Source organism: uncultured Croceicoccus sp., assembly GCF_947496385.1.
Classification (GTDB): domain Bacteria; phylum Pseudomonadota; class Alphaproteobacteria; order Sphingomonadales; family Sphingomonadaceae; genus Croceicoccus.
Genome location: NZ_CANMCP010000014.1, coordinates 1 through 16,381, shown reverse-complemented (window position 1 = coordinate 16,381; position 16,381 = coordinate 1). Strand labels below are relative to the sequence as shown.

General features: G+C 56.7%; 6 protein-coding genes. 4 read left to right on the top strand and 2 right to left on the bottom strand.

The genetic code is table 11. The features are described from left to right. The first annotated feature begins 313 nt into the window (after nucleotides 1-313). From Q0897_RS14520 to Q0897_RS14505, 4 genes are read left to right on the top strand one after another with little or no spacing between them, the layout of a single operon-like run. Nucleotides 314-2,761, top strand: coding sequence for a helicase-related protein (locus Q0897_RS14520; RefSeq protein ID WP_299310114.1), 2,448 nt, complete (start codon nucleotides 314-316; stop codon nucleotides 2,759-2,761). Nucleotides 2,762-2,770: 9 nt separating this feature from the next. Continuing rightward, nucleotides 2,771-3,664: a hypothetical protein gene (locus tag Q0897_RS14515; protein WP_226792113.1), complete on the top strand. Its 894-nt coding sequence runs from the start codon at nucleotides 2,771-2,773 to the stop codon at nucleotides 3,662-3,664. After that, nucleotides 3,664-6,900: a hypothetical protein gene (locus tag Q0897_RS14510; protein ID WP_299310113.1), complete on the top strand. Its 3,237-nt coding sequence runs from the start codon at nucleotides 3,664-3,666 to the stop codon at nucleotides 6,898-6,900. Before Q0897_RS14515 ends, Q0897_RS14510 begins: the two co-directional genes overlap by 1 nt. 17 nt (nucleotides 6,901-6,917) lie before the next feature. Then, nucleotides 6,918-7,616: a hypothetical protein gene (locus Q0897_RS14505; RefSeq protein WP_226792107.1), complete on the top strand. Its 699-nt coding sequence runs from the start codon at nucleotides 6,918-6,920 to the stop codon at nucleotides 7,614-7,616. On the opposite strand, the gene Q0897_RS14500 is transcribed toward Q0897_RS14505, so the two are convergent. Both Q0897_RS14500 and Q0897_RS14495 read right to left on the bottom strand, forming a co-directional pair. Further along, entirely contained in the window at nucleotides 7,613-13,930 is a 6,318-nt protein-coding gene (locus Q0897_RS14500; protein WP_299310112.1) for an AAA domain-containing protein, read from the bottom strand. The genes Q0897_RS14505 and Q0897_RS14500 overlap by 4 nt on opposite strands. Beyond that, a complete protein-coding gene (locus Q0897_RS14495) occupies nucleotides 13,927-16,137 on the bottom strand; it encodes a hypothetical protein (RefSeq protein WP_299310111.1) in 2,211 nt (736 codons plus the stop codon). The genes Q0897_RS14500 and Q0897_RS14495 overlap by 4 nt, the downstream gene beginning before the upstream one ends. Between the last annotated feature and the right edge of the window lie 244 nt (nucleotides 16,138-16,381).

The following is a 16,381-nucleotide window of genomic DNA, read 5'->3' as shown; positions in this document are numbered from 1 at the left end:
TGAGTGAGTCGAGGAAGGCCATGAAATTGCTGGATCGCATTGAGCGTCATTTGAAGGAATCGCACATGTCGGCGACACGGTTCGGTCGTCGGGCGGTTGGCGATCCGCGCTTCGTGCTTGACCTACGAGCTGGTCGCAGACCGCGTAGAAGGACTATCGAGAAGGTGGAGCGCTATCTTTCACATGGTCCAAGATTGAAGAAGCAGCCTGATTAGCCCTTTGTCGCGATCATTGGGCCAATCCTCTTTTGGTTCAACAGGATGTGGCGATGATGCTTTGATTTTTGTGTTTGGCTCTGGAAGAAGTGAGAGCCATGAGCACTGGATCAGAACCTGCCCGTTACAATCCATGGCTCTCTCAGGCATGGGCCCCGGCATTGAGAACGCGAACTCTGGCGGCCTTGGACCGGAGCACCAGCGAGTGTGATCGGCTTGCATTGCTTCGGACGTTGGCATGGCTGAGTGGTGGAAGATTTGAATCTGACGATCACGAGTTTTCTGGATTCAGCGATGAGGGTCTTGCACGATTTGGTCTCGCTAGGATCGGTCCAAGCGCGATCCGGATACGTGACGAGAACGGACCGTCCTGGTGGCCTCAGATCCACGTCGATTCCCAGAGTCGACGCTATCTTGAGGAAGGTGTCGGCGATGGCATTCTGCGTCGTCTGACCAGTCTTCCCGGCTATCGATCGCTTTCCCAAAAGGCCGCGGTCCGGGCTCTCTTTACTGCCCCTGCTGGATCGGGATTGCTTGTGTCGCTCCCGACAGGCGCTGGCAAAAGCTTGATGTTTCAGTTGGCAGCCCTTCACGGAAGGGAATCGCACGTGGGTTCGTGCGTAGTCGTTGTGACACCGACAATAGCGCTAGCGCTCGACCATGAGCGAACTTTGCGGGGAATCCCGGGTTTGGAGGGTAGCCGCGCGTTGATCGGAGATCTCGGCAGTGAAGGTATCCGAGATGTGGTCGATGCATTCAGGCGCGGAGAAATCCCTATCTTGCTGCTGGGGCCAGAGCTTGCACTCCGCTCAGATATTGTCAGTCGATTAGTAGAGGTCGCTTCGCCTGAAGCCGCCGCATTTGGACTTAACGGCCGCCTTACCCACTTATTTGTCGATGAAGCGCATATAATTGAGAGTTGGGGCAGAAGCTTTCGTCCCGACTTCCAACGCCTTCCCGGATTGCTCGCGGAGCTTCGTCGATCCAACCCCGAGTTACGTGCGGTGCTGCTGTCCGCGACCATGCCACCTTCAGCACGGGCAATCCTGCGGCGCGATTGGTCGCTAACCGGCGACTGGCTGGAGATCGACGCCAGGGTCCCGCGCTACGAACATGATATTGTTGTTAGCCAGTGCAGTTCAGACGAGGAAAGGCAGGAAGCGCTGTCGTTCGTGGTCGATCGTGCCCCTCGCCCTGCAATTATTTACACGACCGAAGTGGTCGACGCAGAACGCATTTTCAAATGGTTGTCCGATGATCGAGGCTATCAAAAGATGGCTCTCTTCACGGGTGACACGGGTTCGGCAGATAGACGGCGGATCATCGAGGATTGGTCAAACAATCACTACGATCTGATCGTTGCAACGTCTGCTTTTGGTATCGGCATCGACAAGGCCGATGTCCGTTCCGTCATTCATGCGTGCCTGCCGGAGAGCGCGGCACGCTGGTATCAGGAAATTGGTCGCGCCGCGCGCGATGGTGGGCAAGCATTCGCCGCCTTGCTGTTTACTGGCTCTAGAGAAGGCGGAGATGATGTTTCAACGGCTCGACGGATGGCCGTTGGCGGCTGGTTGACGCGCGAGTTGGCCGAGAAGCGATGGGCGGCGATGCGATCCTCAGCAACGGACCAAGGCTGGGTGGGCGGCAAATGGCACATGAGCGTCGACCTCAACGCGATCAGAGAGGGCCTTCGGCCAGAATCGACAGACTATAATCGAAATTGGAACATGGCGTTGCTCACGCTTCTTCAGCGCGCTCAGGTCATTTCAATCAAAGCCGTGAAGCCAAAGGGCGGTGACGAAGCGCGCGTATGGGAGATCGAAATCAGTGACGGCGGCCTTCTGTCGGATGACCCTACATCGGCCTGGGACAAGATTTATGAGCATCGCGATCGAGAAGTGGCCAACGCACGAGACGAATTAACACCCTGGCTCAATCTCGTCCGCAAGCCGCTTGATGCATGCATGGTGAGGACAGCCTTCGAGCTCATCGAGCCCAATACCTGCCTGCCGAGTTGCGGTCGTTGTCCTCACTGCAGAGATCAGATGATCAGGCCCCCGCGGCATGTTGAGGCCATGGGCCTGGAGGCGGCCTGGCAGGACACGCCCGCCTTCGAAAACTCGAAGATCTCTCATGGCGTGCATTTGGTCGAACCCGTGGATCGTACTCTTGAGACCAATTTGCCAGCGCTGGTCCACACAATCACGAGCATCGGGATCCAGCAATTTGTGGTCGATGCAGAACTCGCCGAGGGGATTGCGGATGCCCTTGGTCAAGATCCTAAAGTGCTCGGACTTATTCTTACACTGGATGAATGGACCGAAGGCCGCAAACTTGCCAATCTGCCGACCGCATTGCTCGTCTCTCCTGATGAAAGAAACGGGTGGCACGTAGAACGCTTTGTTCAATGGGCTAAGGATGCGGCATTTACCTCTATTGTCGTTGCAAGGCGGGACAGGCAGTATCGTGGGCGTAGATTTGACCAGTGGGTTTCCCATCACGCACCAATCTCACAAGAATTTCTCATGTCTTTGGCAGGGGGCTGAGTTCTAGGAATGAGTATTCTCTCTAACCCTCAAGGTACGCCAGAGCGTGTCTGGTCTTTGATTGCGGGACTAGGCGCTCTGGGTGGGAGACTTCCGCGCGGTGAATTTTCTTCCATCTTAAACCCTGGCTATTCCGCTGGAGGGCAGCAGGTCGCGGCTCAGGCGACGAATGCCGCAAACGGAACAGGGGCCGCGACAGCGCTGGAACTGGTCGAACGCAATGGAGACGAGATCCAATTGCACGATGTGGGCGAGCTAAAGACACCGGCGCAGTTGGCGGACTACGTCCACGATTTTCTTTGCAGTCGAGATGAAGGCAATATCGAAGCGGTCATCGCCGAAGCCTATGCGTGGCTGGTGGTCGAAAGCCATTCCCGGCGTGATTTGGGCTGGCTCTATGAGTTGGGGGCTGCTGAATTCGCCGATCTCGTGGATGCTGGATTGGTCGGCGAGGACGAGGACGGGCGGCTAATGAATCCGACCAAAGTCCCTGCGTGGAGACGTTGGCTGCTCTTCATGGGACTGAGCGTCAAGATGCCTGACGCTAGGCTGGTGGATTATCCTTTGCCGGCGAGGCGGATCGAGATTGAGATGCGGAGAGCCGGCGTCGAAGAGCAAACTTCCATGCCGGCCGGAGCCTTTGTTGACCTCTTGGCGAACCGGTGTCCTTACTTGGATAGGGGGCGACTGTTTAGGCAGGCATGCGCAAGGAAAGGCTACACCGCAGACACCAGGACGCTTTCAGCGGTTTTGAGCAACGCTCTGCGGGACCTGAGTTCGGAAGGGAAGATCTCGCTCAAGCTGTCGCGGGATACCGCCGATGCAATCTCGCTTTGCCCGGATCCGACCACGCGCAGCGTAAGCTTCGATGAGGTCGAAATCTGGCCCGAGGTGAAGCACTGATGAGTGAACATCCTTTCCGCGTTTGCTGGACCGCACAACAAACGCGCTCGATGCTGGTTACAGAAGCCCTTGAGGGCGATGATGCAGTCTTTCTCGCGACACATACGCCAATCCATGGTTTCGAGGTCAGTGGCACCAGCGCGGCGGACTTGGAGGGGGCAGATGAGCAGGCGGTACTCACTTCCCTATCCGATCCCGATAGAGAGCATGCTTTTTGTGTGGTTCAGGGTGAGCCGGGATCAGGTAAGTCACACCTGATACGATGGCTCTCGGTCAATTGGCCGAAAGGTAAAGACGTAAAGCTCCTTCTGAGACGCGCAGACGGGAGTCTCGAAGGAGCTCTGCGACAGTTAAAGGACCGTCTCCCTGAAGAATTTCACGAGCATTTCGAAGGGCTCGGCACGCCCCAGCGAGCGACCCTGCAGGGGCGAGCCAATATCTTTCTGAACACGCTTTCTGCGATGATGGCCCCAGGGCATTTCGAGGAAGAGATGCCTGACGAACGGTGGTGCGAGCGCTATCGCCCAGATGAATTGCTCGGGAACAGCCAGATACGGAGCCAATGGTCTGCTCCCTCTCGGATACTGACATTGCTGGACGGAGCCGATGGCAACCGTGATCAGCAAAGCGCCTCCTTCAATGTATTCGACGTCGCTGAACTTGGAGACATCGCCTACAAATATGCGTCACAACTCCTAGGTGGAGCCAAGAAACTCGGTAGTGCTCTCGCGACCGAATCCGACAAGATCAAGAGCCTAAAGCGCGACAACTGGCTTCCCGACGAAATCGCCAGTGAAATTGCGGACGAAATTCCTACCACACTGGAGTTGATCGCGTCGCTGAATCGCCGAAGAAACGATGCAATCCAGAATGTCCTTGGCGTTTCTGCACAGGGTCTCAAGACCCTTTTCCGAAAGGTCCGACAGGCGTTGGCAACCCGGGATATGCGCCTCGTCCTTCTGCTAGAGGATATTACAAGTTGGGAAGGCCTCGATGACAGCCTGATCGACGTGCTGGTTTTCAACGCTACGGCACGAGGAGACGAGGCGGAGCAGGACGTTTGTCCATTGATCTCGGTCGTTGGCCTTACGCCCGCGTACTATAGACAACTTCAGGCCAACTATCGCCAACGGATCACGCATGAGATCCGGTTGGGCGAAATGGCCGGAGGCGATGTCGACGATCTGGAAGGTAAAGAACGTGTCGCCTTCGTATCGCGCTATCTTAACGCGGTGCGTGCAGGATCCGATGCCTTGAGAGCCTGGCGAACAGCAAACCAAGATTCAAGCGGGCTCGAGCCACCGCCAAATCCCTGCAATGCCTGCGCTAAACAGGAGAGTTGTTTCAAGACTTTCGGCGATAGCGAAGGTGTTGGACTATTCCCCTTTACGGAAACAGCTCTCGCGAGGTTCTACGAAGCGCTCAAGGTGGATGATGATGGCCAGACATGGCGTACGCCGCGCGGTATATTGCAGGCCGTTGTTGTACCGAACCTCTCGCAGCCGGAACTCTTGGAACAACAGAGATTCCCTGGACCTCTGATCGAGCATTCGGCGTTTGAGCCGTCACGGAAGCCCGATATCGCTGTGGCACCCCGTCTCGGGCAGATAATTGCCGCTCAAATCGAAGACGATGATCAGGCGCGGAGATTCCGCCGGCTGGTTACCTACTGGGGAAATCCAGAATCCGCTGACACGGTCGAACTCGAAGGCGAGCTCGCTTTCGCTGGCGTTACCCGAACGATCTTCGAGGCGTTTGGGCTGCCTTGGATTGGCCAAGATGAGGCGACGATGGCTGGGCCAGCCGTCGCCCCGTCACCTGCGCCTCCCTCTCAAGAACCATCGCCAGCCACGGAGGAAACGAAGGAAACCGAAGTCGCAGAGCCAGGTGAGCAAAGGCGGCGTCTCATATCTGAGGTCACTTCGAGGAATACGAACCGGACGAGCGTCCCTCCTCGCAACCGCGGGCCCACTCGCAACAAGCGCGAGCAGATGCGGCTCGATCTCGCCAAATGGGTGCAAGGCAAAGGACTTGAGAACGCGAGCCAATGGAATGGCTTGCTGCACTTACTCGTCGATAGTCTCGATAAGCGTTCGACCGGCGTTGCTCCCTTCCTGTTCGACAAGATCATCACACAGGAGATGGTCAAGCTCCACGGCAGCACGTCCGGATCGCGCGACTATCTGGTAATTCCGCCAGAAGAGTGGGTTCGTGTCGGGCTTGAAAGTTATCTTACTCTCGATATCGACCGGGCTACACTTGGTACCGAGGATCGGGCTTTCCATCTTCGGAACCTGTCAATTCTGATGCGCCGCCTGGAAACCCTCGCGGTCGATTATCTCGAACGCCGCCTGCCATTGACGGAAGACAGTAAGATCTGGTCTCCGGCCGGCGCCATGACGCAGGTTCTCCAGGCTCGGGCATGGCTGCGAGGCGTGCTCGATCCGAAGGCAGAGCCGATCGACCAACTGCGCAACATACTCAGTGATGAAGATGAAGCTGTCAGTGATCCTGGCGCGCGCTCCAAGCCGTGGAACGACTGGTTGAACGCTACCAAGAACTGGCACGAGCGCATTCGAGTCGACTTGAGGCAACTCATCTCGACGGAATCGCCTGGCTTGATCGATTCAAGCGAAACCCTGGCGGCGATCATCCAATTGAGGGACAGCGGCTTCATGGTTGAAGCGCCTGAGGCCGACCTCGGGCTGCCCGAGAACATGCGCAAAGCCAAGGAGTTGGCCGGTTACTGGAACAAGAACCGGTCTACGATCGCATCTGTTGAGTTCAAACAGGTCAAGGATCGCGCCGAAGCGCTCGACTTCTTGCTGCGAAAGGCTTCAATCGAAAGCCATCTGGATCGACTGGACAAGGCAATCACGCAGTCGTCGAATTTGCTTCCAAACGTGGCATTCGAATTGGTTGCAAGCTGGAAGGCAGAGTTGCCGCGAGCAATCGAGCGCAACTCCGAGCGGTTCCCTGCAGTCGAAGAATTGATCGACGCCTTTCTCGATGACGATGAAATTCCGGCTAAGCTTCCGCTGCGAATTGCCTGGCTGTCCGAACAGCCAGCACGCGAACTTCAGGATATTCTTGAACTCGCTCGATCAGGCGAAAAGGCTGTCCAGGAGTTGCGCGATCATGCGCGCGACTGCGTCAGTGCTTCAGGAAAGGGAGTTTCCCTCTCCGCAATTCACGAGATCGGGCGGCAAATCAAATTGGCTACCGGCCTGGACTAAGGATGCGAGCATAGTCGATGTCTGATGCACTTGCAGAACTCGAACATCTCCTGACCGATCTGCCAACAGCAGTCGAGCAGCGAAAATTCGGCGAGAACTTGGGAAAGGCGACGACAAGTCTGGCGTCGGCAGCAGAGCGGGTAAAGCGTATCGAGGCGCTGAGAGAGATCGCGACACGCCTTGACTATGCCTCTGAATCGAGACGAGCAGAGAAGCTGAGCGACGTGCTTGAGCTTGCTTGGGATGTCGGCAACCAGCTGGAGGAGTCCGCCGATGTCACGGCCCTCGATAAGGCGGTTTTCGCGTATGAACAGGATCTCAATCGCGAACTGAACGGACTGGATAGAGACCTCCGCGCCCGTTGGGATGACATTGTCCAGAGGCAATTTCGATCGCTGATACCGATTGGAGACCTACTCGATCGCTTGCTGGGGCAATCGGATCTCGGCAGCAAAATGGCGAAATGTGGCCGAGAGGCTATTGCTGTCCAAGACGGAGCAAGGGCCTCAGAATTCCTTGCGACAATTCAGCAATTGTTTGCTGATTATGAAGCCCTACAGGCTGAGCGTGAAAACGAGTTGGGCGATGGGGACGTCGCACTCTTTATCAACGCTCTGGCAAACGAACAGGCAACTTTGCAACACGTGACCGATGAAGTTTGGGCTTGGCTTGAGGAACATGGTTCTTTGGATGTCCTCAAAGTTCGCCCCATTTAGGCTAGGAAGCGTTCCAGCAGTGTCCGACTGGTGCTCGCATAGACCAGGGAGTCACCCATGAGGTCGCTCGACTGGTGTACACAAGCCCTGCAACCATCGTGACAAAGCGATGCTCCCAAACGGAAAACCTGTTCCGCGAGCCTGGCCGTGGGACTAAAGGATTCCTCGTCCGGTTCGTCGAGGAGGCCATAAGCTTCCAACAACCGCGCTAACTCGCCGCTTGCCCCACTTTCAGCATCAGTCACAGCGGCACTGGCAAGCTCCCAATCGGTCGGGATTCGTCCCATTCTCTCGATGGTCCGATCTCGCGCCTGTTCAACGTCTTCCGCGATATCATATAGGGAAAATGTCTCCGCGCCGACGCTCTCGGTTCCAAACAAGACACGGGAAATCGAAGCCGGAAGCGGCCTATCGGCGCCTGGTCTCAGCTCTTGCGATATCGCCGTTAGCGCGGATGGGTCGCGAGGGTTGAAGCTGCGCCATTGGTCGTGCTTTGAACGCAGGCTCCAGAAAACTCGAAGCATCGCGTCTTCGACTGCATTGCCACATTCGCAGAGTTGGTGGTTCGACCAGATCTGCATAAGTTTGTCCGTTTGAGAAACCGCGGATCTGATCGTGCCGTCTCCATGAGAGCCCGCTTCCGCAACCGTAATCAGATCTTCCGCATCCTGGCCGAATTGGAGGGGCAGACGAACATGCGCGAACATGCGGCCTTCATCGCCTCCGCCAAGCATCGCTACTGCTGACTTCAAACGAAGTGCAACGCCATGCAGCAGCGAACTCCTTAGATAGCCGCGCATACTTTGCTCATCGCCAACTTCAGTCAAAATTTGATCGAGCATGTCTCGAAACCTGGCATTGGCGAGCAAGCCCGCAGTTCGCTCTACTCGGCGCTGCGTCATCATCGGATGGCAGGAAAGCACTCGCTGCCTTGCGTCCTCCAGCAGGGATGAAAAGCGCCGATCATCCCAGCGCCTACGGACTAGCTTGGCGAGTTCGGTGCGCAGCTCGGGGTCGCCGGCAGCGGCCACAAGTAAATCTGCGCCGCGACGAGCTTCGTAGGCATTAATCCCGATAGAACGGGCACGACTGTCTACCAGGTAGCGTGTGAACTGTGCGCTTCGCCAGCGGCGCTCCTGCTGGTCGCGTTCCATTTTCGCGAAAGTCTCTTCGACAGCCAGATCGATGGCGTCCTTTCCGAGTTCGAACCGAATTCCTTCAGTGGTAACCTTGTAGCCGTGCAGCAACGCACGCTGCGTCTTGGGATGCACGAAGGTCTGATTAAATGCGACTGGCTCAGTTTCTCGTGAATCGAAGCGGACTTCCGCGTCGGCCCCCCAATAAACTCTCGCAATGTCGAGACCCGAAGATTTGTTCTCGGTGACGCCTGCCAGATAGACGCCGAGCTTGCTGAGTTTGCCATTGGTATCCTCAACTGAGAGAAGTTCGGCGGGTTCGCAGTTGGCGGAAACTAGGACGAAGCCTGCTAGTTCTCCCCGGCTATCATGGCGGACAGAGGTTTCATCCCTCGTCACCTCTGTCCATTGGCGAGGGTCATTTTGCTTCAGGCAGATCTCGCCGACCCATTCAGCGCCTTGCATCCGTCCGAGGCGACTGACCGTGATAGCCTTCGGCCTGAACAGAGTTTCGTGGACATCTGCCAATGCCTCTCGGGCATCGATGGGTAATTCGGTTAGAAGCTCTTCCGTCGATGCGCGCAGGCTTTGACCACCGCGCCCGAGGTAATCGCTTTCGCCGAACCACGGTGCCCTGCCTTCGTTCGGCGCAATCCAGTGGACGGCATGTCCGCTAAAGCGCCTCGTAGCGTTGCCTGGCGCGACCGTCGATAATGCCAGCGAAATGTCTTGACGCTCTCCCCCGACAACATCCTCGCCCAGGATGTCGAGTGTCGGCAAGTTGATGGTCTCGAACAGTGCTCCCGGCACCCATGTTAGAGCCATCCGAACTTGGGGGATGGTGTCACAGGTGGTGAGGTCAAGCTCCTCAGTTGCCTTTGCCCAGAGCGCCTCTGCGTCTTTTACCCCAAGTTCGTCCCAGATCGCTCCACCGAACATGACATCGAGCAAGTCCTTTGCCGATGCCAAGGCATCGGAGTTCGGCTGTCCGAATTGATTGAGCGCATTTCCACCCCTTCGTTCGAACCGAGCAAGCCCGTCAAGCAATGTCGCCACCGCCTGGCCTCGCCGGACGTACGCATTTGATGGATTGAGCGGAGCCTCGAAGCCGACAGGCGAGACCATGTCTTGAGGTCTATTGAACCACCAGTTGTCGCGAGGTGAATAGATGGAGAGCGTCACCGCAGTTGTGGGCCGGTCGTCTGCGCCCCGTCCGCCGCGGCCTTTTCGCTGCACAAAGCTGGCGAGGTTGAGCGGCGCATAGTGCTGGTAAACGAGGGTGATGTCCGGATCATCGTACCCAACCTCGAGTGAGGAGGTTGCGAACACTACATCCGAGCCTTTCACAAGGCGTTCCGCGTTACCGCCAGTACCAGAGAAGATTGGCGACGAAGCTACCGCGAGCGGTTGGCCCGGCGTTCTTCTTCCCTTCGCGCCGACTTGCCGATTGTCAGTTGCGGCAAACCACCAGCATTCCCCATCCGCGAACCTTCCGCAGCCAAGCGGCTGTCCGCAACATTCTGTCTGAGGCTCCCCGGCAGCATCATCTCCATATGCGCGGGTGCGATAAGCAGCTAGCTCTCTTCCTTCCTCAGCGTCGATAAATGCGCTGTGCAGACGCCGCATCTTGTCGATTGAATCGAAGAATACGAGGGAGCGAAAGCCGCCATCAGATCCAGTTCGTCGTCGCATGCCGTGGCCAATGCACATAAGCGATTGGATGGTCGTAGATGCACCGGCAATGTCTGCTCCGCGAGATTCAACCTCAGGTTGTACGAAGTAGAAGTATTCACGCCCTCTCGGGTTTGGTTCGGCATCTTCTTCGCTCGGTTGGATGACCTTTATCTGATCGCGGCCGATGAGCTTCGACCATGCTGACGCAGGGTCGCCAACCGTGGCGCTCATCCCGATCGCCAGCATTGGCTTTCCATCGGTTCTCGAAGTCTGCGCACGCGCTGCCAAGCGCTGGAGAGCAAGGCCCACCTGAGCCCCATGGATATGGGTGTAGAGATGGATCTCGTCTGCCAGAAGCGCACGCGGAGCCGCACAGTCCATGTCGTCGCCAAAAATGCGACCATATCTTGGATCATGAAGCCATTGGTGCAAGCTATCGGTGGTCGGCAGGAAGAGGCTAGGGGGCGTTTCGGCCAACCGAGTCTTCGAGCCGATCCACCCATCAAATGACCATTTGCAGTCGTTGCAGGCCAGGAGGTCGGCGCCCTTGGCTCCTGCGCTTGGCCGAAGGATCAGCTCATGTTGACAGCTAGGACAAGCAAAGAATGGGAAGACAAACGCGTTCGGCCCTGCAACCTTCCAAAGGGATTGAAGCCTTTCTGGAATTCGTTCGAAGTCCCAAGGAACCTCACCCACTTGAAGGCCGAGGGTAAGTTTTGGGAGTTCTTGGTCGGCTCCGAACATCGACAAGTAGTGGGCCAATCTCTGTGCCTGATTGGCGGCCAGTCGAATGCGTGGGTAGGCTAGGATCGCACGAGTGCCCATCACCCCGTCGATGCCGTCAGCCAAAGCTCCCGCGATCAGCGGCAATACTGCAGCTTCGGTCTTCCCTGACCCTGTGTCAGCGGCGATCGAAAAAGCGTCTTCTCCTTCACCGCGCCAGGCCGCAACGATACTCGTCAGGCTGTCGGCCTGGAATTTCGCTAAGGCTGCTTCCTCGCTCCAAAACTCGTGCAGAACGCGCGCCATCCCCGAAAGAGCATGTCCCATCGAGGAATCGGTGCCCTTCGAAGCCTGATCGAAAGCGCTTGCCAAACGAATGGATCGGGTGGGTTTGTTTCGCTCTCGAAGGACGGCCTTTAGGCTCCGAACCAAATAGGGGCGTGTGTCTGCATCGTCGCTGCGAAAGCGCTGCTTAACGTGCTTAAGTTCTCGCCCAATCTCCGCGAAGCGACTGCGCACTCTGCCTTCATCCGCCAGAAGCAAGTGGCCATGCGCCTCAAGCTTGGACAAGGATGCGGTCAACTGGTCGAGAGGGACCTTGAGATCTCGAGCGAGTTCGACCGTCGACACCCAGCTGTCATAGACCCCGAAATTGATGCGACTTGCTTCGAGCTCTTCCAAGCGATTGAGCGCTGCAAAATCCTCGTCGCCGAGCCCATCCAACTCATCCGGCTCCGGCAGAGAATCGAGTTCTGCAAGTGCCTTCACAACGATCGCAAACGAGTTGCCTACAGGTTCGAGGCGTAAGAAATCTTCTTCCTCCAGGCGACTGATTACAGGAGCCAAAAGATCGTTGCGCTCCTTGTCCATCCAAGCAAAGCGATCGCGCACGTCCGTGTAAAATGCATAGCGCCTGGTCTTGGCCTCGCGCACGCACATCTCGATGCGGCTCTTGACGGTGTCGTAGTCTACACTGAAGACCTTGCGAGCTTCCTTGAATGGCTTTGCGACCCAGAAGGGTTCACCGCCATCGCGCCGGGGTTGTTGGCGTAACGAAATCCATCCGAGGTGATGAAGCAGGCACGCTTCAGCGAATGGCTCAGCCGGTAAGGCCATGGCACTCTTGACCTTTGACAAGGCTGCATTTCCATATGCGCTGTCGAGTGCGAGCCGATTGATGACTTCGAGGACACCTCGTGCCAGGTCGGTCATCTCGTGTTTCACTTCCACCGGCGGCGGATCAGGCGTCAGATCAACGTCGGCTTCGTTGTCATCGAAGCCCCTCGCCCTGATATCAATCGCTACGGAGCGTCCCGCGGGACCTTGTATCTGAGAGGTCACGATCGAGGGGCAGGAAAACACAAACTCGCGCAAGAGTTCTGCCTTATCGAGCAGTTCCTGGTCAGATGGTACGGCTTCCAGGAGGCGCTTGCTGACAATAACAATCAGCTTCTTTCCCGCTCGCGTCGCCGCAACATTCAATCGTTCAGGCGAAAATATGAATTCAGCTTCCGTGAGTGCGAATTCTGGGTCCGCCACGCAATATGATAGGATGACTGCATCCCGCTCTTTGCCCTGAATGCGATCGACTGTCTCAACAAACGCGTCGGCTCGAATGGAGTCAGGTAACCCCGCTCTAATCGCCGCATTTTGCGCCCTGTGCGGGCTGACGATCGCGAGCCGTTTGCTCCAGAGATCGGACGGCGGAGTTCCATCAGCTGTCAGGCGGTGGGCAAATGCGGCTGCAATCTCACTCGCGATCTGTGTTTCGAACGGGTTCGCGGTAGCGGCAGTGGGGCCATCATGGAGAAGGACGACGAGCGGATAATCAGGTGCTAGCGCCAAGCGTATGGTTTGTGACAAGTCAGCTTGCCAGTCCTCGCGCAATTCAAGCTTACTGGCTTCAGAACGCGACACGTATTTGCCGGGATAGAAGGTCTTCTCGGGGAAATATGTGAGAGGTTTGTTGAGACGAAAGGTCTCTTCCAGCGCAAATTCGTCGGCACCAACCGATTTCATGAACGCATAAAGCGATCCGCCCAATTCGCGACCTTCGATGGTTACCGGTCTACCGGCTCTGATGGGCGGCAATTGCTGGTCGTCTCCTGCAACCACCACGCGCCCCGCATCGGCCAGTCCAGCCATAGCAAGTAGACCGTGTCCGAGGACCATTTGCGAGGCTTCGTCAATGCAGACCAGGTCAAAAAGCGGAGCGCTCATGCCATCGCCACCCGGCGGAGTACCTGTCGTCAGAAGTCTGTAGAGAGACCAGACTGTCATCCCCGTCACAGCTTCGCCGCCATTGAGGTGGTCGATGACCTGACCTTGCTCCTTTGCGCCGTAGGTGAGCACGCCGTCCGCGAGCCCTCCTGCTGGCGGCGATCCGAGGAAAAGCGGTGGCGGTGCGCTCGGATCATGCAGCACTTGCCGATCCCGCACAGCATCAAGAACGTTTCCGATCGCGTTGCGAGTGAACGCCGTGACGAGCACTCGGGCTGGTAACCCCGCTTTACGCCGGGCCGCACAGTAGCCAGCAATCAGCCAGGAGAGCAAAAACGTCTTCCCGGTCCCGGGCGGTCCAAGGATCAATCCTGTCTTTCTGTGGGCGAGGCCTTCCCAGGCACTGACTTGAGCCTCCCGGAGATGCCTGTCTCCCTTCTCCTCGATCGAGGGGATGGCAAATTCATTGAGGCCTGCGAGCCAAACATCGCCATCGCTGACATCATCGAAGAACGCTTTCGGCTCCTGCAAGAACCGCAGCACGTCAGTGCGAACACTCATGCTGCTTCTCCAGCAAGATAGTCGATGAAGCGTGCCACCTTGGGCGAATTAAAGTCGACGAATGTTCGGTCAATCCACCACCCATCCCTGTCGAGGCGGCGCACAAGGTCTTTCATCGTTGGACTATCGAAGACAGAATTCCAGACACCGACCCTGAGTATTCCTGTGTCATCGTTCGGTCCAGGATCCATCAGCTGGCAGCTCAGGTCAGGCCATCGGCGCGGATCGAGGAGTACATCAGGGCTCCCATCGCTCAAGACGAGGCCCAGCCCACCCTCAAGATCAACGTCCATAGCTTCGGCGGGTCGTCGAAACACGAAGACTCGGCCCATTTTGGTCTTGTTGATTCCGATAAGAAAAAGCGGTCCGATTGCGTTGCCACTATCGCGCCGGGACGAGGCCGGCTTTGCGAGACGGATCAACGTATCCAGCATTCCGGCTCGATTCTCCAACAATTCCAAAGCGCGAAGGATATCGAGGTCACCGGCTTCAAGCGGGTCGAAGGTTGCCTGCAAACGGAAGGGTAGCTTGTTCAATCGCAAAGTGGGTCGCTCGCTGCGATCAGTGCGGTCGCGATTGTCTTTCTGCAGCCACTCGACGATTTCGCGAAGGGCATTCAATCGGCCTCGAACGTCATCTTCGACGTCGGCTATGGCCACATGGTCCTTGCGTCCTTCTCGGATTCCACGTGTTACTTCAATTGAAAGAAGTGAGGAAAACGGGCGATGGAATGGTTCGCTAGGGGCATAGGGCTTTGGGATGAGCCCATCGTTTGCCATCGCCTGTGATACTTGCCGCAGGTCATAGGATACCGCCGTTGGGACCGCGAATAGCTGCTCGATAACTGTCCTCACCGCAGTCGCAGGCAAATGGTTCATGCCCCTGAACTCGGGCTCTGGCACCAGTTCTTCAGGTGGAAATATGCGGACGAGATGTAAGAGACCCGTCCTGATCCTCGCGTCGGACAGATGTCTCTTCACCGCGTTCTGAAGCGCGTTCGCCTCGCTCGGCTCATAGAGATAGATATGTGCGAATAAGGCACCTGAATCATCGTCGGAGAGCGCCTGATTGTGCGCGTCAACGATTTGGAGATCGGCGATAACTTTCGAGAACACCTCGATCAGCGCATCGGCCTCCGCCTTCCTGTCAGCCGTCGGAAGAACTTTGATGGTCTCTTCAACAGTTCCATCTCGGACCAATAGATAGCCAAGCGTCGCCAGACCATCATCGACTGGATCATGATCGGCCAGCAAGTAGATTGAGACGTCAGAACGCGGAGGCATCAGAAAAGTCTGCTCTTCGGCCCCAGCTTGAAGATGGCCGGCATTGATTGCGCGAGCACGGGCAATCAGTTGTTCGGCTCGCCGTGAAAGCGACCAACCGACTCCATCCATTTTGCCGATGCCTTGCGCCCGCTCTGCCAAGGATTTGACCGATCGTATGCCGTGATCGAGGAGGGCTCTCTTCCCTTCGTGTGAGAGACCCGCAACAGCAGAGACGTCCCGCTTGTTGGGCGGTCTTTCCGGATCGATTGCTGTCAAGCAGTGCGTCAAATAGGCGCATTGCTCACATTTGAAATATAGATGGAAAAAGGTCTCGTCAGTGCCAGGTGACACTTCTCGCGCGGCAATCTTGGGCAGCGTCTGCCCGACAAAGCTCTCGACGAGCCGGATGTATGGAGCAAGCGGGAAGCTGTCGACCTGGTAGCCGTCTCCAGAGGCATCCCCATTATCAGGAATTCGCCAGATTTCTCCAAACTGGGAGACGGTTCCCTCGATTTTCCTCTCGGAAAGGACCTGGCTCAACAAAATCGCGTAGTAAGCAACCTGGGTCTTGTGGAAAGACCGAGCAGCGCGGGTCGCCTTGATATCGATAACCGTGAAGCTCGGTTTGCCATCGATGAAATCTCGGCGAACGAGATCAGCGAATGTGTCTCGCAGGTTGAAATCGGCAATCTCGCCAAACACAGAGGGAATCTGTTTCGGGCGCACATTCACCTGAGCTGCAAACGTTTTGCTCCCTTCGCCTCTTAGGAAGGCATTGGTGATTGCCGTTGGGAGGCAAATCTCCGACCCATTGAGGTGAACCTGCCGCTGCCTCGCTAGTTTGGACACCACTCGATCTTCGTAGTCTACACCGAGGATTGCCCAACTCTGCTCGCGGGTATCTGATCCAATCGGGATTGAAGCCCGCTCAGTGGCATTCATGAGCTCATAGCGCGTCTTGCGCTCGCAGCGGTATTGGAACCACGATTTAATAGTCGAACCGCTGAGCCCTTTTGACAAATCTACGCCCCACGGATTGAGAGAATTTGGAGTGCCCCTTCATCGACTGAAGGTCTTTGGCAATCAAGTATATAATGCCAAACCTCTAGCCCGTCCTATTCATGAGGCTACCGCTTCGTGTTGTTCGGACGGCGATGTGGCGGTGCCTGATTGATCAAGGCGCACG